Source organism: Butyrivibrio sp. YAB3001, assembly GCF_900112195.1.
In the GTDB taxonomy this organism is placed as follows: domain Bacteria; phylum Bacillota; class Clostridia; order Lachnospirales; family Lachnospiraceae; genus Butyrivibrio.
On the sequence record NZ_FOKR01000004.1, the window covers coordinates 20,173 to 43,954 of the forward strand.

Sequence of the window (23,782 nt, forward strand, 5' to 3'; positions counted from 1 at the left end):
TGTATTGGGAGAGAGAAAAATGCTTAGAGAAACGACAGTAGAAAATGGCAAAGTCAGAGGACTTGCCGCAACAGACCCACGAGTTACAGTATATCGCAGCATACCATTTGCAGCACCGCCGGTTGGCAAAAACAGATGGCGCGCTCCTCAGCCTTGTGAAAACTGGGATGGCGTACTTGATGCCAAGGATTTCGCTCCTATCTCCGTTCAGGACAGACCGGGAATGGGAACAGATATTTACTGCAGAGAGTGGCACGTAGATAACAAAATTGAAATGAATGAAGATTGCCTGTATCTTAACATCTGGACTCCGGCAAAAGAACCAGATGAGAACCTTCCTGTTCTTGTATGGTTCTTTGGAGGCGGCTTCCAGTGGGGTTATACCGCAGAAATGGAATTCAACGGAGAACAGCTTGCAAAGCGCGGAATTGTCGTAGTTTCAGTAAACTACAGACTTAACTGCTTTGGTTACCTGGCTCACCCTGAAATAACAAAAGAAGCTTCTGATGCTCCTTCCAACTTTGGTCTTCTGGATCAGCAGGCAGGACTTAACTGGGTTTACAGAAACATCAAAGCTTTCGGTGGAAATCCTGATCAGATCACTATTGCAGGTCAGTCAGCAGGCGGCGCAAGTGTAATGCAGCAGCTTGCAAATAAAAAGAACAGAAACCTTATAAAAGGCGCAGCCGTATTTAGCGGAATCATCCGTCTCGAGAACGCAGATGCTGATATCTTCAGACCACTAAACCTTTCTCAGGCAGAAGAACTTGGTAAAGAGTTCTTTGAAAGCCTTGGCGTTTCTTCTCTCGAAGAAGCAAGAGCCCTCAGCCAGGAAGAAGTATTTAGCGGCTACAACAAGTTCATCCAGAATCACCCAAGAATGTATCCGATCCAGGATGGACAATTCTGCACAGGTGACCCTGTTGAGCAGTTTGTAAAAAGAGAATGCGCCGACGTTCCTGTTATTGCAGGAAATACTACTGATGAATTTTCAGCAGCCGGCGTAAACATGGTAGAAAAGTCAGTTAAATATGCATTTACAGAGGCTCACAAAAACGAACCTTCACAGAATTTCTACTACTACAGATTTGATCCGGATATCCCTGGAGACGGACACCCAGGCGACAGCTATCCAGGAACCTTCCACTCCTGCGACCTATGGTTTTTCTTTAACTCCATAGATAAATGCGCAAGACCTTACACAGGCCGTCACTTCGACCTTGCAAGACAGATGTGCAACTATTTTGCGAATTTTATCAAAACAGGCAATCCTAATAACTGCGGCGATTTATCCAAGTCTGTTGTAAAGAGCTGTGCTCCTGTTGCTAACGTAAAATCTGCAGAAGGAGAAACACTTATCAATTCAGACTACAAGTGCCGTGATAAAGAGATGCTACCAACATGGCAGCCTTATACTACAGACAGCCGTTACGAAATGGAATTTCTTGGAAAAGGTGCTACTCCCAAGTTTGAAGGTGGCATAAGACAGGGCAGCAAAAAGCAGGCTGTTAACCCTTATCTTCCATCATGGGAATATATACCTGATGGTGAACCTTATGTATTCAACAACCGTGTTTATGTTTATGGTTCACACGACATTTATCAGGGCGAGACTTTCTGCCTTGGCGATTATGTGACATGGTCCGCTCCGATTGATGATCTCGGCAACTGGCACTATGAAGGTGTTATCTATCCAAAGGACGCTGATCCGCTTAACCCAAGAGGAAATATGTGTCTCTATGCTCCTGATGTAACTGTAGGCCCTGATGGCAGATATTACCTTTACTATGTTCTTGATAAGGTATGTGTTGTTTCCGTAGCAGTAAGCGATACTCCTAACGGACCATTTAGTTTCTACGGATATGTGCACTATGAAGATGGAACAAAACTTGGTGAAAGACAGGGTGATGAGCCTCAGTTTGATCCAGGCGTTCTTACAGAAGGTGATACAACATATCTTTTCACAGGCTTCTGCGGACAAGGCGACAAGTCAAGACATGGCGCTATGCTGACTGTTCTTGATAAGGATATGCTCACAGTAAAAAGAGATCCTGAGTTCATCGCTCCCGGCAACGTATACAGCCAGGGAACTTCCTATGAAGGACACGCATTCTTTGAGGCTCCTTCCATCAGAAAGCACGATGATACTTACTACTTTATTTACTCTTCAGAAGTCATGCACGAACTCTGCTATGCTACTTCAAAGAATCCACTAGGTCCTTACGAGTATGGCGGCGTTATCGTAAGTAACTGCGACCTTCATATAGACAGCTACAAGAAGGCTGATGAAGCAACTGCTTATGGCGCTAACAACCATGGTAGTATCGTTGAGATTGGAAATGACTGGTACATCTTTTACCACAGACATACAAACGGAACCTGGTTCAGCAGACAGGGCTGCGCTGAAAAGATTCATTTTGAAAAAGACGGAAGTATCAGGCAGGTTGAGATTACTTCATGCGGCTTGAATAACGACCCTCTTTCCGATGTTGGAGAATATCCGGCATATATCGCCTGCAACATTTTCACTCCCGAACATAAGATTTATGTTGAGAGCGACTGCCCAAGAGTAGTTCAGGAAGGCGGCGATGGTGACCAGAATAATGGCTATATCAAGGCTATTGTAAATGGCACAACTATCGGCTTTAAGTATTTTGACATGAAAGATGTTACCGGCGTTCGCATTAAGACAAGAGCTTACTATAATGGAAGCTTTGAAGTAAAGACAAGTCTTGATGGCGAAGTTCTTGGAACTATCAAGGGCATCGGTTCAAACATCTGGGAAGCTGATGAATGTAATTTTGATAAAAAAGTAAGCGGAGTTAATGCACTCTATCTTTGCTACAAGGGCACAGGCAGCTGCTCACTTGCTTCGGTTGAGTTGTTGCACTAATGATGCTACGGATATAATGATATGAAGTTCTAATTTGATGTCAGAGTCATAAGGGCATTCGCCAACTCTTAATTAAACTTGATGTTGGTTCAGACTTTTGGCTCTGACATCGTTACTGTTCACTCGCATATAGCTCGTTCCAATAACTCATTAGCGCATTCATTCCAATTCTTCTTCGCCGAAGAAATGCGCTCACTTCTAAATCATCCTACAGAAATGCGCAGCACAGTGCGCATTTCTGTAGGATGAGTAATTTAACATTATATTATTTTTCATGTGTTCAAATTTGGGATTAGCCGTTATAATAGGAAGAAAAAAAAACGGGGAGTGTATTATGATAAGAAAAAAAATAATGGTAATCCCCCTTGTAGCCGCTCTTGCACTTGGCGGGCTTCAGGGATGCGGGAATAGTTCCAACAGTTCTTCTGCAGATGCGAATACTGATAGTAATACCTCAGCACAAAATGATGCTCCGCAAGAAGATAATGCCGCTGATAATTCAGCAGATGCAGCATCAGATTCTTCCAGCACTTCGGAAAATGAAAGTAATGAAAGTTCTAATGATGATGCTGCAAACAGTACATCAGAAGCGGATTCTTCCGATTCATCAGGTACTGTATCAACTATTAGCATCAAAGGCATCACAGAAAGAAGTGATGAAATGAGAGATATTTCAGCCGCTGACCTTGTTGCTGAAATGACTGCAGGCTGGAATCTTGGTAATACTCTTGATGCCACAGGCAGTAATGACCTTTCTTCAGAAACAAGCTGGGGAAATCCCAAAATAACGAAAGAGCTGATTGATACTGTATGTGAAAAGGGTTTTGATTCTATCAGACTCCCCATTACCTGGGGCAATCATGTTGGCTCAGCTCCTGATTACACTATTGATCCCGAATGGATGGACAGAGTTGAAGAAGTTGTAAATTACGCCCTCGATGACGGAATGTATGTCCTTATTGATACCCATCACGAAGAAATGTGGCGAGTTCCGGACAAGGCCAAGATTGATGAAGTCGATGCAGAAAATATAGCTATCTGGAATCAGATTGCAACACGCTTCAAGGATTACGGAGATCACCTGATATTTGAGGGGCTTAACGAACCAAGAACTAAAGGCAGCGCTGCTGAATGGTCCGGCGGCACCTCAGATGAAAGAGATTGCGTCAATCAGCTTAACAAGAGCTTTGTTGACACAGTTCGTGCAACCGGTGGTAATAATGAAAAACGTCTTTTGGTTGTAACAACTTATGGCGATACTATTATTCAGGCTGCTGCAAGTCAGCTTGAGATTCCTGAGGATGAGCACATCGCTGTTGCTATCCATGCTTATGAACCTTATGATTTCACTTTTGCTTCAGGTACTTCTTCAGAAATAGACAAATGGACAGGAAGCCGTGATGGTGATATCAACACGTTGATCCTTAACCTGCGCAAAAACTTCCTTAATAAAGGAATTCCGGTTCTTTTAACCGAATATGGCGCAGTAAACAAATCAGAAAATACAGACGAAGTTAGAAAATGGGTTACTTCTTACGTTCAGAAAGCTACTCTCGCCGGTGTTCCATGCTTCTGGTGGGATAACGGAATATATGACCAGGACGGTGAGAAATTCGCCATCCTCAACAGAAAAGATTTAACCTGGTACAGAGAGCCTGTAGTTGATGCTATTATCCGCTCAAGCTATGCTAATAAGCAGCACTAATTGGTTATATATTGTAAGGGTCAAAAACATATTTTGCCCAATGCAAATGTCCCGACTTGCACTTAACTTGTATTTGGGGCAAATCCAAAGCATTACGTATCCGCCATATACAGACTTAGTCAGATAATAAATTGTAATTATCATAGGAGGAAAAAATGAGCACAAGAATTGGAATTTTAGGTTATGGTAACTTGGGAAGAGGCGTTGAGCTTGCTGTAAAAGAAGCTCCTGACATGGAACTTGTAGCAGTTTTTACAAGAAGAGATCCCTCTTCTCTCACTATACAGACTGCAAACGTACCTGTTGTTTCTGTTAACGACGTTGCCGACTGGACAGATAAGATTGACGTAATGATTCTCTGCGGTGGAAGCGCTACTGACCTTCCTACCCAGACACCTGAATATGCGAAGCTTTTCAATGTTGTAGACAGTTTTGATACTCATGCAAGAATTCCTGAGCATTTTGCAAACGTTGATGCAGCAGCTGCTTCAGCAAACAAAGTCGCTGTCATATCCTGCGGCTGGGATCCCGGAATGTTCTCCCTTGCAAGAGTTTATTCAAACGCAATCCTTCCTGACGGAAATGATTATACTTTCTGGGGAAAAGGTGTTTCTCAGGGACATTCAGATGCAATCCGCCGCATAAAAGGCGTTAAGAATGCCAAGCAGTACACTATTCCTGTTGAATCTGCACTTGAGGCAGTTAGAAGTGGTCAGAATCCTGAACTCACAACACGTCAGAAACACACAAGAGAGTGCTTTGTAGTTCTCGAAGAAGGTGCAGATGCTGCAGCCGTAGAAAAAGAGATCAAAGAAATGCCTAACTATTTCGCTGACTACGACACAACAGTTCACTTCATCTCAGAAGAAGAACTTCTCACAAATCACAGCGGAATGGCTCACGGCGGTTTCGTTTTCAGAAGCGGCAAAACAGGTGTAAACAAAGAACACAACCACATCATTGAATACAGCCTTAAGCTCGATTCAAACCCTGAATTTACAACAAGCGTTCTTGTAGCTGTTGCTCGTGCTGCTTTCAGAATGCAGAAAGAGGGAATGAAGGGTTGCAAGACAATTCTTGATATCCCACCTGCATATTTATCTGAAAAAACAGGTGAAGAACTCAGAGCACACCTGCTGTAATAAATCTGATATATAAGAGTTACAGATTCAAATAATAATATGATGTAAATGTCAAAAATGATGTCAAGGATCATAAAGTCTTTCAACCACTCTCAATCAATCTTATCGTGGATTCAGACTTTTCTCCCTGACATCATCACATTTTTACATAGCAAAAATCAGCCAGCCCAATGTAAAACCGTAGATCTGCGAATCATTCGCACGAGAAGATGATTTACGGGATAAGATAGCAGGAAAATGTCGATTGCTTTGAATAGCATGAAATGAGACATTTTTCTGCTATCGAATCCCAGTAAATCACGACGAGGAGAAGTGAGCAGAGATATGGTTTTATTTTGGGCTTGCGTATAATTGGAGGAAAAAGTTACACATGGAAAAAGTTAAGTTTCACTTACCGGGGTTACGTTATAATTACCCCCTCAACATGTTCTGGATAAGCATGTTAAAACAATACCCACACTACTTCAGAGAAGATGTTGAGATTGCATCCTGCTTCGGCACATTCCCATTTTCAATATGGAATGGCGGAAGACTGTTCAAGGAAGATCAGTGCGATGCTGCATTTGTCCAGAATGTTATTAGAAGCATCAACAACCAGGGGATTCCTGTTCGTTTCACCTTCACTAATCCACTTGTCAAAGAAAAAGATTTAAATGACGAATTTTGTAATTTCTGCTTAAAATCCGGCGATAATGGCAAGAACGAAGTTTTAGTCTTTTCTCCTATTCTTGAAGAATACATTAGAAAGAACTATCCTTCCTACGCAATAGATTCAACAACCTGTAAGGAAATCAAGAGCGTTGAAGCTCTTAATGAAGAACTTGATAAAGATTACAAGTATGTAGTTCTAGACTACAACATGAACAATAAATGGGATGAAATTGAACAGCTTCATCACAAAGAAAAACTCGAAGTATTGATAAACTGCCTCTGCACACCAAATTGTAAGAGACGTGGCGACCACTACAAAAACGTTGGTATAAATCAGGAAATAATGAAGAACAACCGCAAGCTCCCTCCGGATCAGAGAAGACCTATCGTTCCATGGTACTGCGAATACGGCGATAAGAACTGCCTTTACACAATTCAGGATTATCCAACCTTCGTTCCTCCGGAACTCATTTGGGAAAAATATGTTCCAATGGGAATCAACAACTTTAAGATTGAAGGAAGAAGTGCTAATCTCTTCTCTCTTATCGAGACCTACAGTTACTTCATGTTAAAACCTGAGTACGTTGGCGAAGCAAGACTCCTGCTTCTCAGAAACCTTGAAGAAGCAAGGATTATTCAGGTAAATAAGCCAAAGCCTTCAGTATTTAAAAATCCATATTAAGATGCAAAAACGACATTTGGAAACGTCAAATGTCGTTTTTCTTTATTTAAGATATTTCGTCTGTTACTTATAACAGGCTGTTCTTAGCAAGATTCACCATTACACTCCATGACTCATACTTAGTCTGTCTCTATATAAACTCATACCTTAGCAAAGATAAGTTGTTCCTTCTGCTTCCTTGTAAGCTGCTTTATATGCCACTCACGACTTTGCGCTTCCTCTTTTGTTTCAAACTCTTCATAGTAAACCAGCTCAACCGGAAGTCTTGCCCTGGTATATTTTCCACCTTTCCCTTCATTGTGAGTCTTAAGTCTTTTTTCAAGATTGTTTGTCCAACCACAATAATAGGTACCATCTGCACATTTTAAGATATATGTATAATTCATAGCTATTTTTATGGCCTTTTCTAAAACATCATTTAATCATTCAGTAGAAAATCCCTAAACTCTCCCACGCTCTTAAACACAAAGTCCGCATTTTCTCTCATATGCTTCTCGTTTTCAGGAATGTCGAAGCACCAGCAGGCAGCTGCAAAATCTATGCCCGCTGCCTTTGCCATATCAAGGCCTGGCTTTAGATCATCAATCATAAGAATATCTTTTTTCTCAAGACCATATTTTTCCATAAGCTTATAAACAGGCACAGGTGATGGCTTACGCTCATCAAGTGGCTGTTCCCATCCGAATATCATATCCGGTTCAGGAAGATTATTATGTCTGTAATCCTTAAGGATATTATCGGCGTAAGAATGGGAAACAACCGCTATTATTCCACCCTCTGCCTTCTGACGCTCCATGATTTCTTTTATCCCCGGAAAAGCATCTGCGCAATGATTCCTTGCATACTCATACCAGTAAAGCTCTTCTGTCTTGAGCTCCTCATCGTTTAGTCCGCAAATTTCACTAAAAAACGCCATAACTCCGGGATGAAAATTATATCTCACATAATCCTCAAGTGAATACTGAATCTCCGGATGAAACTTTTTCATATATTCAGCAAAGCTTGGATAATGTATCGTAGCTGTGCTATTTACAGTTGTATCATCATGATCAAAAATTAGACATTTATATTTCAATTATTTATACGCTCCTAACAGTTTTACCAACATTATATCATCAAAGCGCATTTATATCTGTGACATTATCCGTTAATTAAATAATATTCAAATACACATAATAAAGAGCCACTAGAAATCACAAGCAGCTCTCTATCAGCATATCATTCACTATTTTCTGATTATCAAACCTCTCCTTCACAGCAAAGTAGCCATTTAGCGCAATTTTCCTGCGCTCATCATCATGTGAAAGGTAATACTGAACCTTATCCTCTAATTCATCAAGAGTTCTGTAGACAACTATTTCTTTTCCTATATCAAATAACTCTTCAATCTCAGGCTGGTAATTTGAAAGAACAAATCCTCCAACTCCCATGATATCGAATACTCTAAGTGGAATCCCGGATGTGATGCTGTGAAGTGTTATGTTGATATTTATTTTACTAAGGGCATATGCCTTGGGGAGTTCATCCATATAATTAAGCGGCGGCTGAGGAACAATCCCTGAAATATTGACATTTTTTTCATAAGTGTAAAAACGCATTCCATACTTTGCCAGCCGTCCAAGCATATCAGTTCGTTCCAAATCAGCAAGTTTATATGAAATCAAAGTTGAACAGAAAAAATCATCCAGAGGCATTTTGAATTTATCATTAAACTTACCCCTATCAAGATCTGTTAACTTGTCCAAAGCCTGCTCACTAAGTCTTCCGTGAATTCTGTCTATGCCATCCCATTTTCCATAGGCATCATCAATAATATTCTGATATTCCTGTTTTGTAGCTTCATCAACAACTTGCCCCGCCAGGTCATATATACCATCTGAAAAAAGATTACCAATAAACGAAACATTGCAGGAATACTTTTTCTCATCTTCATCAGTTATAACAATCGCGGAATTACGAAATACATTAGTTCCCAAATGCTGATAATATGCATGTTTTCCACCACATTGTCTTATAGTCTCAACTTGTTTTTTATCAAAAGAAAAAATATAGTTGCAATCATTACTTACTGAGTTCTCATAGAGTGTCTGAAGGGGGCAATCATAAACCCACGAAACATAAGGAATGCTGCATATAGAACACCCATCTGACAAGGCCGGGCAAAAGTCATAGGTAAATACTGCATCAATCTGATTTTCCTTGATATATTGTTCAAACTTTAATGCATCATCTTTTTCTGTACTATAAATAGATATTTCTGAATCCATTATCTGTACATCAAATCCCGCCTGAAGAAGCGCCCATACTAAATCTTCTTTTCTTAGTTCTTTAAAATATACTACTGCAACTGTCATCTCTCCTAAACCATCTTTATATCAAAGCCACTCTAAAAACCATTTTGTGTGGCATCAGTTGTTTCCATTTCATTTATTCCTTTTAAACACGGGATTAACTTTTCCACCACGCAATATTCCATCAACACTATCCTGATCAATAGCTTTTCTAATGAGATCAAAGGCTTTTTCAGAAGCAGCGAGATACCGCTGCGCCTCTTCCTTTGAATGTGCTGCATTTAGGTTATAAACAGCAAATACCAATATGCCATTATCAATCATTGTCTGTGAATAAATTGAATGCACATCAAGATAGGAAAGGCTTCCATGTCCCTCAAAAGACAGACCGCAATGTGCAGGAAGCCCACAAACCGAAAGAATATCATTTAGTCCATACTTATCAATAAGGTCAATCATGCCATTTCTCATGATCTTACCAACATTTTCTATATGCTCATAAAACCCAGGTCTCTCAAGGACTCTGATAGTAGCAAGCGAAGCCGCTAATCCTATACTATCTCCTCCAAATGTAGTAGATATAAAAACTCCCTGCTCTATCTGATCAAGCAATTCTCTTTTTCCGGCAACAGCTGAAATAGCATAGCCGTTAGCCATGCCTTTACCAATTGCCACAAGATCAGGTTTCACTCCATAAAGCTCCGATGCGCCTCCCAAAGCATATCTAAATCCTGAAACCACCTCATCAAAGATCAAAACTGCGCCATACCTATGCGTTATCTCTTTAACACATTCAAGGTAATCACTCTGTGGTCCATCAGCCTGTATAGGTTCAAGAATAACCGCTGCAACATCATTGCCTTTTAATTTACTCTCTAAATCTCCTAAGTCATTATATTTAAAATTCTTTGTAAGTTCGCATACAGCTTTCGGTACACCTTTATTATTCTCCGATGCCCCTATCGACCAGTCATGCATCCCATGATATCCCGACATCAGTACCTTTTCCCGTCCTGTATAAGCCCGCGCAAGTCTGATTGCAGCTGTTGTAGCGTCGCTACCATTTTTTACAAATCTGACCATTTCAGCGCATGGAATTATTTCACATAGTTTCTCAGCCAATTCAACTTCTAACTCAGACTGTAATGATCCACTTGCAAATTTATTCACCTGTGCTATAACAGCATCATTTACCTCTTTGTTATTATATCCAAGTATTACCGGTCCTAGTGCGCACATGAAATCAAGGAATTTATTTCCATCTACATCATAAACATAGCATTCCTCGCCCCGCTCCATGTAAGATGGTGCTAACCCTTCACAAAAATACCTATATGATTTACTGTATGTTTGAGCTGCTAGCGGAGATACCTTTAGCTCCCTTTTCAATAGTTCCTGAGATTTATCAAATCTGCACATTCATATATCTCCTGATTTCTCTAATAGAAATAATGCTCAACTATTATCTGTAGACACAAATTTATCTTCTCTGATTGACTTTTCCAAGCCTTCGTTACGCTTATATTTCTCATTTATCGTTAATAACTCAGGGCATTCTTTAAAATACTCCAAAATATCTTTATACCCAAATTCATCTGTTCCTTTATCTATCAAAAAATGCTTATATATTTTCTCAACCAGTTCAAAATCCTCCGGTTCATCAACCGTCCACCTATATTTACCAAAGTCACCTATAGGTGAAACAAAATCCTGAATAGAAAACAGTTCAGGATTTCTGACGATATATTGTGTAACATGTTCTCTTTCAAAAGAATGCCTTGCCTCTCTCCAAGACTGTTCAAGCGCACTATATCTGATAATCTCTAAATCCAGCCCATCAGCAAAAGTTTCGCTTATCATTCCAAGGTAATCCGTTTCAGGTCTAAGCTGTGATATTGCCAGGTCAAGCAAACCAGCATCAAAACATGGACAATCTGCCGTAAGTCTAATAACATATTCCGGCTTGAGCAATTTTGCAGTCTGATAAAATCTGTCAAGAACATCATCTTCCGAGCCTATGCCAATCCTTATTCCTATCGAGCTGCATAGATTTACAAGTGGCAGATTATTCTTTTCTATAGACGTAATAACCATTACCTCATCTATAAATTGACTCTTCATTACTCTTGTTATCATTCTCTTAAGAACCGGTGCTCCACACAGTTCCATAAGAACTTTGTTAGGAAGCCTGCTGGAACCGCACCTTGCCTGAATCATAGCCAAATATTTCATATAGTGTCCCTTTATACTGCATGTATTCTTAATTGTATTTCCCCCACTCCGAAGGATTGATCATATCATCTGGTACTCCATCCATAACTTTTTCTATATCATGCATTAAACCATTATCAAAACTCGTAAATCCACTTTTAAGACCAATATTATCAGAAAGTTGTTCAATCGTTTCGCATCCCATTAATATGTCATCAATATAACCATTGCTTTTAACTACATCAAAACACAACTGTGAAATACTGACATTTAACTTCTCTGCTAATTTGTGTATAAATTCAAGATAAGTAACAGCACCTATCTTTTTCACAAATTCATCATCAGTTCTTTTAAAAACCAGCCCCTGTAAAAAGATACTCCTCGCAAATATTCTAATTCCTTTATCGTGCGCCTCTTTAATAACATCATTCCACAAATCCAATGAGAAAATATTGTATGGAATCTGAACGATATCAACTTTTTGAGCCAAGAAAGAACATATATATTCAAGTTCTTTGGGGAAATATATCGATATACCCACATTATCAATCAAGCCTTCATGTTTTATTTGCTCAAGCGTAGCTATCAACTCAGCATTCTTGCATTGTTCAAAACGATGAAGATAATAGCAATACAACCTTGGAACTTTAAGTTTTTCGCAGGAACGAGCAATTACCTTTTTTATACTATAAATATCACTTTTATTTTTTTCTAAAAAATCGATTGAAAGCTTAGTACAGATATCAAAACTATTGCCTGAACGTTGGTGGTAATACCCAATTAATTCCTCTGACTCTTCATATGCCGGAGCTGTATCCAGCCTACGTATTCCATTCTTGTATGCAATGTCCAATATCTCAATAGCCTGCCTGAAAGGAGGTTTACCTATTGCATTATTTATGCCGTAATTCATCCCAAGTTGAACTGTACCCAAAATCATCAGTCGTCTACTCCTGATATAAGTCATTTGAAATCAATGAATATCAAGGTCAGTTTTAAGCTTTTCTCTAAGTTCTTCTACTGTCAAAAAAACTTTATTTGTTCCCGAGTTGTATTCAAATCCAGGTTCTACCAATTTACCGCCAGGTATTATAAAAGTCTTGCTCCACCAATCATAATGAGGATAAATTATATAATTTTTCTCATATTCATAGGTTCTGACAGAATCCTCTCTGGTGATCATAACCTCATGAAGCTTCTCTCCTTCCCTTATCCCGACTTCTTTTAGTTCGCAGTCTTCCTTCATTGCCTTTGCCAGATCAGTAATTCTAAAAGAAGGAATCTTGGAAATATATGTTTCTCCACCACGAGAATTTTCAAGAGCCTGAACAACTAATTCAACTCCCTGTTCAAGGCTTATCCAAAATCTAGTCATGTTGAAATCTGTTATAGGAAGAACACTTTCACCTCTATCTATTATGCTCTGAAAGAAAGGTATGACTGAGCCTCTTGATCCTGCAACATTCCCGTATCTTACCACAGAAAATGTTGTGCCATTTGCTCCACCGTACGCATTGGCTGCGCAGAATAATTTATCGGACACAAACTTGGTTCCGCCATATAAATTAATTGGACTGACTGCTTTATCAGTTGAAAGAGCTACAACTTTGTCCACTTCTTCATCAAGCGCAGCTTCAATCACGTTAACAGCCCCCATTATATTAGTTTTAATCGCTTCATTAGGATTATATTCGCATGCCGGCACCTGCTTTAATGCAGCAGCATGAATAACATAATCCACGCCTTTCATAGCGCGTCGTAAGCGAGCTGCATCTCTTACATCGCCGATAAAAAATCGCAAAGCATCCTCATATTCTTTATAGCGATTCGCCATATGATATTGTTTAAACTCATCACGGCTATAAATAATCAGTTTCTTGGGGTTATAATGAGCAAATACATACTCAACAAAATGATGACCAAAAGAACCAGTTCCGCCCGTCACTAAAATAGTCTTATTATTCAGCATAATACTTATCCCTCTATATAAAACAGATTCATTTGCTTTTATACTAAATACTTATCATTATTCGCTCCTGGTATTTTAACTACAACATTTGTAGCATCGGTTATCGCTGTAAAATCTGTTGCATCTCCCGGTTCCATGACAATGATGTCATCCTTATAATACCGAACACCATTCATTTCAACTTCGCCATCTACTATAACCGTATATTCAGTGGCTATTTTATGATAATGTTTATCTTCATGATCCCCGGCTTTATATCTTTTCACGGCCACTTCAACATCATTAGTTTGAAATAGAGACGGTGTAAAATTCCCAATAAACCACCCCTTGGTCATATTATTTAACTTACCAATCTTCATTTTGAATTCTCCCAAATACTAACCCAAAACAATATGCTTTAACCTTTTTTTCTTTACTTATTCTTCTTTCTTTTTTGCGCATACAAGATATTGCAGCATATCAAAAGCGCTTCTGTCGACTACTCCTTCAATTCTCGTAAGCTTATCAAAGAAGTCGCCATACTTTCTTGAATTCCTGAGATGATCAGGCAAGCCATATAGATCTACTATCTCATAACCTCTTTCCGTAAATAATTTCACCACTTCATTTTGTGTGAAAAATCTCAAATGAGTTCTGTCCAAAACGCCTGCATCCATATAAGTAAAATTACCATGAAGAAGTTCATATATAACTTCAGCATCCAAAATATTCGGTATACTTGCGATTATGCATCCACCAGGTTTTAAATGCTTTTTAAGATTATCAACAAGTGTATACGGATCAACCAGATGCTCCAGCACATCTCCAAAAAGAATATAATCATACTCCTCATCATCCGCAAAATTATATGTTTCAATATTTCCGTACTCAATGTTCACATAATTCTTGGCTATTTCTGTAAGTTTTTGAACTATTTCAACTCCTTTTACTCTTACATTAGGATATCTATATTGTATATTTAAAAGTGTAGTTCCAAGGCCTGCGCCAACCTCAAGGACATCAAATTCTTCATCAATATCTTTCTTGAACAGGTCTATCATTTCATTTCTGACATTCATATAATATTCAGCCAGGAATCCCCATTTTTCAGTAAATTTATCCCTGTCAGAATCCAAGTACTTTTTATTCTTAGCATTAAGCTCTTCCCTAATTTTGCGATAGACATAACTATTCCAGCAAGCCACGTTATGATAGCCGCTTTTAATAATATTTAAGGAAAGCTCAGTAAAATTAGAACCATCACTGAGCATGTATTCATCTATAGGGAATACTTTATATATAACATCCCGCTTAATCAGAACAAAGTTACCATCAACAGAGCATTTTGTCTCATATGGACGTGCCATAGGAATATTATTTAGAAGTGCAAAGTCATAACTCTCACTCTCGCTATGAACATTTTTCTGTGGGCGTATTTGCATATAGAATGCGAAATTAGCTACTGCACTGCATGCTCCAATATCATCACTCTCATATAGTCCAAGTCTCAAATTGTATAATGCATTAGGCATCATTACAACATCACTTCTTAAGAGGAATACATCATTGTCCTTATTAGATTTCAGAACAGCTTCATTTATTAAACCAATCCTTTTTTCAAAATCTAAAGCTTCGATTTTCTCAATCTCATAACAATCCCTAAAACAATTGTCCTTTATTCCGTCCAGGCATTTTTTCAAATATTCTTTTTCCTCATCATAAATGACTAAAATAGTAACCTTTCTTACATTAGGCTTAGCCATTTCTCTATAATCATTTAATATAGTCTCTACCGTTTCAATATCTTCTTCAGTGCCGTACTTTCTTGCAAAATAAAGAGCATTTTCATATGTCAGATAAGCCTTTTCCGGATTTGTCCTGCTATAATAATTTCCCAACAAAATGTATAATTCATAATTAAAGATATTGAGCTTAAGCCCAGATTGAATTATCTCAAACAAACTTTCAGAATCATCAAAATGTTCAAGGATCGTTGCCCCGATTATGCACATATCTTCATCAAGTTTTTTCCCCTCAGTATAATTCAAAAATAATTCTAAAGCTTCTTCCCATGATTCATTCTGAATTGCTGATAAAATATTTTCCATATGCTTATGCCCTTTCTTCCAAATGCTTGTTATATGCCTCTACTCCTGCAGGATTTGCAAGAGAATAGTAGTTATTCCTATCTATCTGATGAATTCCCAATTTCTTCTGTGAAAGTATCATCTCATTAAACACCGGGCAAATATAGAAAATACCATTTACCGAAGCATCTTTTCTTATCATATTCTTGGCAGCTTCAACATATTCTTTTCCATGCTTGTAATAATAGATTCCAACTGTCGCATTCTTGCTGATAGGACGCTTTTCTGCAGCTTCTATCATATGACCGTTTTCATCACACTTCACAAACGACCACCTGGGATGAACGCTCTCTATAGTTATCGCCCCGCCGTCAAGATTTCTTTTCCTAAAGTCCTCAATTGCCGGCATTAATGGCTGCTCGATAATGATATCGCCGTTCATAACAACAAGCTCTTCATCATTATCAATGTCCTGAACCGCAAGAAGTACCGCGCAGGCAGCCCCTTTTGTTATATTTGGTATGCTGACTATCTTACACTCCGGATATAAGAGTCTTGCAACCGACGCCGTGTAATACTTGTCAATCTCAGTTTTTCTCATGGTTAAAAGAAGCTTATCAGAAGCTGAGATTATATCCTTAAAACCATTAAGGACATTCTCGATCATAGGGGTTCCATCTATTTCAGTAAGGTTCTTTGGATACAGATAACCTCCCTCTTTAAAAGCCTTATCATCTCCGGAAAAAAGTATCAATGCATTCATCCTTTTCCCCCTTCATAATCTCTGATTGCCCTTATGATATTGTCATAAGTAACATCATTAACCGTCTCCACCTGCATTACAAAGGCACCTGCTGCCTGTCCCGCCTTGATTCCGTTTATGTTATCTTCAACGACAAGACACTCTGAGGGCTCTAGTCCTACCCCTTCAATCGCCTTAAAATATATTTCAGGATTAGGCTTTCCCTCTTTTACATCCTGATTGGACACTATCACATCAATATATTTGCTAAGATCGCTCATATCCATCATTGTGACAATAGAGTTTCGCACTGAATTAGATGCAACGCCTATCTTGTATCCATCCGCCTTAAGCCTTGACATAGCATATTCTTTGTTAAATACAGGTTTGCACTTCGAATGGACGATTTCCATGGTATATCTTTGTTTCATTTCGTTGATAAAAGAATGAAGTTCTACCGGAAGATTCTGCTCTTTTGACAGCATTTCAAGTTTTTTTCTTGTAGGTAGTCCGTCATAAGTAACAAGATGATCGTATCTGGTAATCGTATAACCAAACAAGCCAAGCGCCCTGTTCAGCGCTTCATAATGCCACTCCTTGGCATCTATCAGAACTCCGTCCATGTCGAAAATAACCGCTTTTATTTTAGCCATAGAAAAACTCCTTTGCCTTATCAGGGTAATCGGTGCAAAGAATTATCTGCTCATCATTTAAAATATCTTTATCCTTAAGCCGTTCCCATAACAAAGAGTAATCTCTGCCATGAAGGTCTGATGACACTATGCACACCTTCTTACCTTTTTGCCTGTGCTCCAGAATAAGTTCCTTTGTTATCCAGTCATCACTCTCAAAACCATCTACCCATACACCATCTGCCTTTTCATATAGGCTGTTTATGGTTTCATACTCACTTTGCCTTACAAAAAAGCGTAGTCCCGCCTCGATATATCCAAGAGTATCCGGAACCGACATATCAAAGCAAAAATACTTTGTTATCTCATATTCATTAAGCAGTTCCTTGAGCATCTGCTGAATTCCATCAGCTTTCACATTTAATGCCAGTGTCACATCAGTTTTTTTATAAAGACTAAAAAATGCTCTTGCCGATGGGCAACTGGAATCTGCCACGTTATGAGAAACAGCAAGCTCGCCGCAATAATCCCTAAAATCTGTTTCTGTACCAAATTGATTTTGGTATGACCTCTTAAAAGCGGTCATTGTATTCTTTTCCTGGGATTCTTTCCAAAAGCCCCTATGCGCAATTATTTCCATTTTGTCTCCCGGATAAATACTTATAATGTTACTGATGACATAATTCGCTCCATTACCAAAAACGCTCTCATCTCTATAGCATTATGCCCCGCTGAACTTTCATCATAATAACTTCTTTTCCAGAAATGCATTTAAATCCTCCGGTGTTCCAAGGCCGTGCATCTTCTCCCCCACATTGTGGTACACAATTCTTTTCCCTGCTGCTATCATTTCGTTATATACAGGTGCAACATAAAACTCATTGTTGACACGGATATTCTTTTCAATCATCTGATTTGCAAACTTAACAAAATCACTTCCATGCTTGTAGTTATAAATTCCTACCGTTGCCTCGTTTGATATGACTTCTTTTTCCCTGACCTCAGTGACAAATCCATTTTCATCAAACTTTATATAGCTCCACTTGGGATGATCAGCAGGCATGGTCATGATAAGGCCGTCTTCTTTCAAATATGATAAATACTCATTGATATCCGTATCCACATATTGGTCACTGTTAGCAATCATCATCTCGTCATCATTATCAATGAGGTCTGACGCCAGCAAAACAGTGCAGGCAGCGCCTTCAGTAATGTGATCAATAGTGATTATTTTGCAGCCCGGTGACATGCGGCTTAGTTCCTTTTCAAGATCATATTTTTTCAGATGTTCTTCCTGACAAATGTATATAAACCTATGCTCGCACTTAGGTCTGATATTTTCTGTAACGACCTCTATCATCGGCTTCCCGCATACATCTATAAGTGGTTTTGGTAGTTCGTACCCTGCATCTGCAAATCTGCTTCCTCGTCCTGCCATTGGAATTACGATATTTAACATATTTTTTCCTCCGAGAGAATTACTAATGTAAAGATCAAAAATGATGTCACGACAGATTATAAGCATGAGATTATTTCATGCATCCTAATCCAGCATCTTTACATGAACTTGACCATTTCTATCAACTTGAATATATGCTCTGTTGTCGTCAATCGCCGTATCTAACTGAACGCGCGCTTTATCATCTCCGCAGCCCTAAGTAGCACAGTATGTCCTCGCTGGACCTCATCAAAGCCAGCCTGTGCAATCCTCAGGCGCTCATCCTCATGTTCCAGATAATACCTGACTTTTTCCTTAAGCTCATCTCGACTTGAATATGTCTCAAGATGTACCCCGGGAGTAAAATAATCTTTAATCTCTTCCTGATCATTCGTGATAAGAAATCCCCTGCAGGCAAGCACATCCCATACTCTCTGCGGTATCCCGGTCTGAATTGAGCGAAGCGAAATGTTAAGATTGATCTTACTGTTTCTAAAAACAAATGGCATTTCTTCCAAAGACTTTACTCCACCGTGAAGCTTTACTTTCCTTGAAATATCTGATGTATCACTTCTTGTAAAAAGATGTACCTTTGCATTCTCCACTGAATCTGCAATGTCATTTAGTATATCTACCCTTTCAAGAAAGGCGATATGTGGAGCTATATAATCGTTAAGTGCTACAAATCTGTCCATATTTTTCACACTGCTGTCCGATGGATAGAACTCTTTGGCCGCGTTTTTTATCAGCGAAACTGCTTTTTCATCGATTCTTTCCTCTGAATATTTCATTCCACTGCCAGATTCAGCTATCTGTTCTTTCATAATCCGGACAAATCTTTCTTTTTCAGCCTTTGGCAATTTCAGATCAAAAAACAGATCTTTTTCCTTGTATAATGAGCCGATAAAAGAGATATCATATTCCGGTTTATAATCATCTCCTAAGAGAGCCTGTGTTCTCTCACACGGAGCGCCCAAGGGCAAATGAAAAATATATCCTGGATTCTCAGATTGCACTGATAAATACTGCTGCCTGTCAAAAAGAAATACTCTGTTAACCTTATTTCTAATAGAAGTATGGAAAATCTCAAACACCGGACAATCCACTGATTCTGCTACATAAATTATTCCCAGCTTCTCGCACAAAATAGACAAAAACGGGAAGAAATTTATCGAAAAGATAAAAAGTGGACGATAATCCGATATCATATTCCCAAGCTTTGTCAGCTTTTCACTGATATCTATGTCTTTTCTCATGCCATCTTTGTCTTCAATTACGTTTATGCCCAATTTTCTAAAAGCGTCTAAATAATCAGGCTCACATATGCTGTTATAGCGGTAAAATATTATATTCATATACAAATATTTTATGATAGATAGGGCTTTTTTACAAATTTTAACGATAATTATTCTACGGTTATTCGATTATATTTGTTATAATAAATGTGTATGATTTTCAGTAAATATCTGTACCTCTACGATAATCCCAACAGCGGATATCTGAAAGGAAATAAAAGCTTTATGAAAATTTTATATTTGAACATAACAACATTTTTTGCAAATAAAGATATGCTCGCAGCCCTTGAATCTTATAAAGACTCAAATGGTAATTCGCTGGATATTATAAAATATGATTATGTATATGATGAAAGCAAAGTCAGAAATGACGATGTCTTTGAAAAAGCATTTCTAGCTGCCCTTAGAAAACATGTGCCTGACTTTGTTTTTTCCTTTAACTTTCTCCCTGTTGTCTCCAAAGTCTGCAACATTGAAAAGGTCACATACGTGTCATGGATATACGATAATCCTGAGATTTTTCTTTACTCATATCAGGTCATCAATCCATGTAACGTGGTGCTGATGTTTGACTCCAAGCAGTATGAAACCTTTGTAAGAGGCGGCATTAAAACCGTACATTATCTTCCGCTTGCCGCTTCTACTAAAAGACTAGACAACATACACTACTCATCTGAAGAAAAGAAAAAATTTAGCGCGGATATTTCTTTTGTCGGATCTCTTTATACCGAACGAAAACAGTATTATGACGAGATTCTTCCAAAGCTTGATGGCTACACCGTCGGCTATCTGCAGGGTATTATAAACAGTCAGCTTCAGGTAGATGGTATAAACTTTGTTGAAGAATGTCTTACTCCGCAGATTACTGATGCGATTCAAAAAGCAAGTAATCTTTACCCATATCCCGATAGTGCCGAAACTCTCGAATATCTTTTTGCCAATTTCATCATAAATCGTCAGATTACGATAATTGAGCGAAAAGAGATCTTGACTATGATTGGAAAAAAACATCCGCTAAAGCTCTACACCTATAATCAGAACAGCGCATTTTCTCCTGAAGGAGTCACCAATATGGGGCCGGCGGATTATTTTGCAGAAATGCCAATTGTATTTAAGGAAAGTAAGATAAACCTAAATATCACACTAAGGAGCATCCAACGCGGAATCCCTCTTAGGGTATTTGATATTCTTGGGGCCGGCGGATTTCTTTTATCAAATTATCAGGCAGACCTGGCTTATCATTTTGTTCCGGGCGAAGATTTTGTTTATTACGAAAGCAGAAAAGACCTGCTGGATAAAATAGATTACTATCTGAAAAATGACAATGAACGAAAAGAGATTGCAGAAAATGCTCATAGAAAGATTCAAAATGAGCATACCTTTGATGTACGCATTGGCGAAATCATCGATATCGTTACAGAAAATCAAGTAATGTAGCAAATACTATTCATTGTAGCTAATAAACAAAAAATAGGAACGCTAATTTAAACAGTCTGCAGATCATTGGAGATAACTCATTATGACAAATACGAGAAAAATCCTCATCGTTATCGTATCCTACAACGCCAAAAGATATATGCAGGAGTGCATTTACAGTATCAGGGAAACTCTCTCCTCCATCGACTATAAAATTGCTGTGGTTGATAATGCATCATCTGATGGCATAACTGAGTGGTTATCTGAGCAATCTGACATATTACTCACCGCAAACAAAGAAAATATCGGCTTTGGACCTGCCTGCAATCAGGCAGTAAAGTCAACTATCGGAACGGAATATGAGGATTACGATGTCTTTTTACTTAATAACGATACTCAGCTGACTAATGGATGTGTAGAAAAACTCATTAACGCTCTTTATTCTTCTGACGACATTGGTGCTGTTGGAGCCATGTCAAACTATGCAGGAAACAGACAGCAATACGATCTGGATTTTCCTTCCACTCAGGATTATGTAAACTGGGGCAATAATCTTTTAGTGCCTGAATCCGACCGATATATGGAGAAAGTGCGTCTAAACGGCTTTGCCATGCTTATACGGAGAAATGTCTGGGATGCAGTTTGCGGCTTTGATGAAGATTTTGCTCCCGGTTACTACGAAGACGATGCTATTTCAATAGAGATACAAAAGCTTGGCTACAGGCTTATCCTTGTTAGGGATAGCTTTATTTACCATGTTGGTAGTGCTAGTTTTGTCAAAACCGGAACCAACCGCCTATCTTTTGAACATCATGATCTTTTTATAAAGAAATATGGATTTGATATTTTAAATTACGTTTATCCTTCAGGAGCTGTCATCTCACAGATTCCTTTTTCCCGTGATGCCAATTTCAATGTTCTTCACCTGGGTTCAAAGCTTGGCGCTGAGCTAAAAGCCATAAGAAGTTTTTATCACGGAGGTAACGTGTATGGAATTGAAAATGACAAAACATTGTATGAAATCTCCAGGAAAACCGAGACTGTTTTCCAAACAATCGATGAAGCTTTTTCTTCGCTCCCAGAGCACTCTATCAATCTTTTGATCATTGACAGCAGCTATCTTGAACGCCTTTCAGATAATGACATACAAAGAATACAATCTCTCTGCGCTCCGGATGCTGTTCAGATCAATAACCTTCATCAATATGATGATTTCCCATTTGATGACATAAGGCTGATAGTGTGGGATGAAAAGTCTTACAGCAAGCCAATCGCTGATACCCTCAAGCCTCATGGCATTATGAGCCTTATAAACAAGGGACCTGAAATAAAAGATGTTGTCAAGGCTACAAATATCCCTTCACATTGTATTCTGGGTATCACTGACGAAAACTATACAATTGTACCTTACATAACTGCGCATTTTTCCAGGTTAAAAGAAAATGATCCCAGACATCGAAACACTGCTTTAATGAAGGCATTTTTGCAGAGATACTCCCTGATAAAGGACTCCGAAAATGCTTCAGACTTCCAAACCCGCCTAAATCTGCAGATTTCTGTACACAAAGACTGTCAGAATCATATAGATGAAATCTTGTCCTTATTAGATGAAGAAAAACACATGTATTCTCCTGATCTATCAATTGATAAAGCGCATCTTACTAAGATGCTTAAAAACGACTGGAACAATTACGGCTATATCACGGTCACAGACTGCTTTTCTGATTATGGGATTGTGGGATTCTACTGCGTAAACGCGCGTGAAAATAAGCTTCTTGCCAAGACGTTGTCATGGTCTGTAAAAGATTTAGGGATTGAGGAATACCTAAATCAAAATAATGAAACTAGTCACCAAATTGAAAATGGCATCAGAGTGCTTATAAAATCAGACCTTGAACTTCATCCCATTGAAGATTACCTGATCGGTGGAAACATAACCACAGAGTATTTTTCACATGCAAACAACATTGCTTCGGCAATTTATGACTCTCTCCCAACAAAACTATACTCAAGCAAATATCACATTATCATATACAGCCTTCTCCAATATGATTATTCAAAATGGGAATCTGAAGATGATACTCTGCTCTCCAAGCTACTAAAAACTCTTGAAAATCTTGCCACTGATACTATTGGAAAGCCCGGTATAATCCTGCTCCTTGGAAGTGAAACTACTTTTCCATCCTGTTCCGAAAAAGACAATGAGCTTGCAGATCTGTACAAAGAAATCAATCCTATAATCACTGACTTTGCATCTGAGCACGCAAAAATAAGAACCATCAACGTCACCGATCTTATACATAATCAGTCTGACTTTAATGGTTCTATAAATAACTTCTCAACAAGAGTTTATTCTGATATTACGGAACAGATATGCTTGCTTATAAACGAATTGGCCTGACTTTATGTCAGGCTCTATTGCTCTGAAAGCCATTCAAGGAAAGAAACCGGCTTTGGCATCATACTACTGTCACTGTTATAAAATCTGTCTTTGTACTCATAGTCATTGTATTTCATCCAGATAAAGTCTATATCTGAAGCATTGATTATGATGAACAGCTCATTTCTATAATAGTCGCTGTCAGATAATGTCCATTTAAGTTCAATCTCATTGTGATAGGATTAAGACATGAAAAACTCGCAACCAAA

20 protein-coding genes are annotated in these 23,782 nt (G+C 38.6%); 6 read left to right on the forward strand and 14 right to left on the reverse strand.

Annotated elements, in window-relative coordinates; genetic code table 11:
- The first annotated feature begins 19 nt into the window (after positions 1-19).
- From BM086_RS21730 to BM086_RS05315, 4 genes are all read left to right on the forward strand, one after another.
- Positions 20-2,893 carry a carboxylesterase family protein gene (locus BM086_RS21730; RefSeq protein ID WP_330391529.1) on the forward strand — a complete coding sequence of 958 codons (2,874 nt, stop codon included), beginning with the start codon at positions 20-22 and terminating at the stop codon, positions 2,891-2,893.
- Between the two features lie 334 nt (positions 2,894-3,227).
- The gene (locus BM086_RS05305; RefSeq protein ID WP_242952130.1) at positions 3,228-4,598 is read left to right on the forward strand and encodes a glycoside hydrolase family 5 protein; all 1,371 of its coding nucleotides are present in this window, start codon (positions 3,228-3,230) and stop codon (positions 4,596-4,598) included.
- Between the two features lie 155 nt (positions 4,599-4,753).
- Positions 4,754-5,740, forward strand: coding sequence for a diaminopimelate dehydrogenase (locus BM086_RS05310; protein ID WP_092324518.1), 987 nt, complete (start codon positions 4,754-4,756; stop codon positions 5,738-5,740).
- A 370-nt stretch (positions 5,741-6,110) separates the two neighbouring features.
- A complete protein-coding gene (locus tag BM086_RS05315) occupies positions 6,111-7,073 on the forward strand; it encodes a hypothetical protein (RefSeq protein WP_092324522.1) in 963 nt (320 codons plus the stop codon).
- 140 nt (positions 7,074-7,213) lie between these two features.
- On the opposite strand, the gene BM086_RS05320 is transcribed toward BM086_RS05315, so the two are convergent.
- From BM086_RS05320 to BM086_RS05385, 14 genes are all read right to left on the reverse strand, one after another.
- Positions 7,214-7,459, reverse strand: a complete 246-nt coding sequence (locus tag BM086_RS05320; protein ID WP_092324525.1) for a GIY-YIG nuclease family protein — start codon at positions 7,457-7,459, stop codon at positions 7,214-7,216.
- A 32-nt stretch (positions 7,460-7,491) separates the two neighbouring features.
- Positions 7,492-8,148: an HAD family hydrolase gene (locus BM086_RS05325; RefSeq protein WP_092324528.1), complete on the reverse strand. Its 657-nt coding sequence runs from the start codon at positions 8,146-8,148 to the stop codon at positions 7,492-7,494.
- A gap of 118 nt (positions 8,149-8,266) precedes the next feature.
- Positions 8,267-9,427: a CgeB family protein gene (locus BM086_RS05330; RefSeq protein ID WP_092324531.1), complete on the reverse strand. Its 1,161-nt coding sequence runs from the start codon at positions 9,425-9,427 to the stop codon at positions 8,267-8,269.
- A gap of 69 nt (positions 9,428-9,496) precedes the next feature.
- Positions 9,497-10,783, reverse strand: a complete 1,287-nt coding sequence (locus BM086_RS05335) for an aspartate aminotransferase family protein (protein WP_092324535.1) — start codon at positions 10,781-10,783, stop codon at positions 9,497-9,499.
- A 36-nt stretch (positions 10,784-10,819) separates the two neighbouring features.
- Positions 10,820-11,596 carry a cytidylyltransferase domain-containing protein gene (locus BM086_RS05340; RefSeq protein WP_092324538.1) on the reverse strand — a complete coding sequence of 259 codons (777 nt, stop codon included), beginning with the start codon at positions 11,594-11,596 and terminating at the stop codon, positions 10,820-10,822.
- 28 nt (positions 11,597-11,624) lie between these two features.
- The gene (locus BM086_RS05345; RefSeq protein ID WP_175560114.1) at positions 11,625-12,515 is read right to left on the reverse strand and encodes an aldo/keto reductase; all 891 of its coding nucleotides are present in this window, start codon (positions 12,513-12,515) and stop codon (positions 11,625-11,627) included.
- A gap of 33 nt (positions 12,516-12,548) precedes the next feature.
- Entirely contained in the window at positions 12,549-13,544 is a 996-nt protein-coding gene (pseB, locus tag BM086_RS05350) for a UDP-N-acetylglucosamine 4,6-dehydratase (inverting) (protein ID WP_092324544.1), read from the reverse strand.
- Between the two features lie 38 nt (positions 13,545-13,582).
- The gene (locus tag BM086_RS05355; protein WP_092324546.1) at positions 13,583-13,903 is read right to left on the reverse strand and encodes a hypothetical protein; all 321 of its coding nucleotides are present in this window, start codon (positions 13,901-13,903) and stop codon (positions 13,583-13,585) included.
- Between the two features lie 57 nt (positions 13,904-13,960).
- Positions 13,961-15,631 carry a methyltransferase domain-containing protein gene (locus tag BM086_RS05360; RefSeq protein WP_092324548.1) on the reverse strand — a complete coding sequence of 557 codons (1,671 nt, stop codon included), beginning with the start codon at positions 15,629-15,631 and terminating at the stop codon, positions 13,961-13,963.
- 4 nt (positions 15,632-15,635) lie between these two features.
- Positions 15,636-16,373, reverse strand: coding sequence for a glycosyltransferase family 2 protein (locus BM086_RS05365; protein ID WP_092324551.1), 738 nt, complete (start codon positions 16,371-16,373; stop codon positions 15,636-15,638).
- Positions 16,370-17,005, reverse strand: a complete 636-nt coding sequence (locus BM086_RS05370; protein ID WP_092324553.1) for an HAD family hydrolase — start codon at positions 17,003-17,005, stop codon at positions 16,370-16,372. The genes BM086_RS05365 and BM086_RS05370 overlap by 4 nt, the downstream gene beginning before the upstream one ends.
- Positions 16,998-17,624 (reverse strand): hypothetical protein, encoded by a 627-nt coding sequence (locus tag BM086_RS05375; RefSeq protein ID WP_092324556.1) that lies wholly within the window; start codon positions 17,622-17,624, stop codon positions 16,998-17,000. The genes BM086_RS05370 and BM086_RS05375 overlap by 8 nt, the downstream gene beginning before the upstream one ends.
- A 102-nt stretch (positions 17,625-17,726) precedes the next feature.
- Positions 17,727-18,443 (reverse strand): glycosyltransferase family 2 protein, encoded by a 717-nt coding sequence (locus BM086_RS05380; protein ID WP_092324559.1) that lies wholly within the window; start codon positions 18,441-18,443, stop codon positions 17,727-17,729.
- A 161-nt stretch (positions 18,444-18,604) separates the two neighbouring features.
- Positions 18,605-19,678, reverse strand: a complete 1,074-nt coding sequence (locus BM086_RS05385; protein WP_175560115.1) for a glycosyltransferase family protein — start codon at positions 19,676-19,678, stop codon at positions 18,605-18,607.
- A gap of 264 nt (positions 19,679-19,942) precedes the next feature.
- Here BM086_RS05385 and BM086_RS05390 point away from each other — a divergent pair, with 264 nt between their 5' ends.
- Both BM086_RS05390 and BM086_RS05395 read left to right on the forward strand, forming a co-directional pair.
- The gene (locus BM086_RS05390; protein WP_175560116.1) at positions 19,943-21,154 is read left to right on the forward strand and encodes a CgeB family protein; all 1,212 of its coding nucleotides are present in this window, start codon (positions 19,943-19,945) and stop codon (positions 21,152-21,154) included.
- An 82-nt stretch (positions 21,155-21,236) separates the two neighbouring features.
- Entirely contained in the window at positions 21,237-23,534 is a 2,298-nt protein-coding gene (locus BM086_RS05395) for a glycosyltransferase family 2 protein (RefSeq protein WP_092324568.1), read from the forward strand.
- The last annotated feature ends 248 nt before the right edge of the window (positions 23,535-23,782 follow it).

Bases quoted from the DNA above. Each gene is read 5' to 3' on its own strand.
- BM086_RS21730 (WP_330391529.1), top strand. From the start codon at position 20: ATGCTTAGAGAAACGACAGTAGAAAATGGCAAAGTCAGAGGACTTGCC.
- BM086_RS05305 (WP_242952130.1), top strand. From the start codon at position 3,228: ATGATAAGAAAAAAAATAATGGTAATCCCCCTTGTAGCCGCTCTTGCA.
- BM086_RS05310 (WP_092324518.1), top strand. From the start codon at position 4,754: ATGAGCACAAGAATTGGAATTTTAGGTTATGGTAACTTGGGAAGAGGC.
- BM086_RS05315 (WP_092324522.1), top strand. From the start codon at position 6,111: ATGGAAAAAGTTAAGTTTCACTTACCGGGGTTACGTTATAATTACCCC.
- BM086_RS05320 (WP_092324525.1), bottom strand. From the start codon at position 7,459: ATGAATTATACATATATCTTAAAATGTGCAGATGGTACCTATTATTGT.
- BM086_RS05330 (WP_092324531.1), bottom strand. From the start codon at position 9,427: ATGACAGTTGCAGTAGTATATTTTAAAGAACTAAGAAAAGAAGATTTA.
- BM086_RS05335 (WP_092324535.1), bottom strand. From the start codon at position 10,783: ATGTGCAGATTTGATAAATCTCAGGAACTATTGAAAAGGGAGCTAAAG.
- BM086_RS05340 (WP_092324538.1), bottom strand. From the start codon at position 11,596: ATGAAATATTTGGCTATGATTCAGGCAAGGTGCGGTTCCAGCAGGCTT.
- BM086_RS05345 (WP_175560114.1), bottom strand. From the start codon at position 12,515: ATGATTTTGGGTACAGTTCAACTTGGGATGAATTACGGCATAAATAAT.
- pseB (WP_092324544.1), bottom strand. From the start codon at position 13,544: ATGCTGAATAATAAGACTATTTTAGTGACGGGCGGAACTGGTTCTTTT.
- BM086_RS05355 (WP_092324546.1), bottom strand. From the start codon at position 13,903: ATGAAGATTGGTAAGTTAAATAATATGACCAAGGGGTGGTTTATTGGG.
- BM086_RS05360 (WP_092324548.1), bottom strand. From the start codon at position 15,631: ATGGAAAATATTTTATCAGCAATTCAGAATGAATCATGGGAAGAAGCT.
- BM086_RS05365 (WP_092324551.1), bottom strand. From the start codon at position 16,373: ATGAATGCATTGATACTTTTTTCCGGAGATGATAAGGCTTTTAAAGAG.
- BM086_RS05370 (WP_092324553.1), bottom strand. From the start codon at position 17,005: ATGGCTAAAATAAAAGCGGTTATTTTCGACATGGACGGAGTTCTGATA.
- BM086_RS05375 (WP_092324556.1), bottom strand. From the start codon at position 17,624: ATGGAAATAATTGCGCATAGGGGCTTTTGGAAAGAATCCCAGGAAAAG.
- BM086_RS05380 (WP_092324559.1), bottom strand. From the start codon at position 18,443: ATGTTAAATATCGTAATTCCAATGGCAGGACGAGGAAGCAGATTTGCA.
- BM086_RS05385 (WP_175560115.1), bottom strand. From the start codon at position 19,678: ATGAGAAAAGACATAGATATCAGTGAAAAGCTGACAAAGCTTGGGAAT.
- BM086_RS05390 (WP_175560116.1), top strand. From the start codon at position 19,943: ATGAAAATTTTATATTTGAACATAACAACATTTTTTGCAAATAAAGAT.
- BM086_RS05395 (WP_092324568.1), top strand. From the start codon at position 21,237: ATGACAAATACGAGAAAAATCCTCATCGTTATCGTATCCTACAACGCC.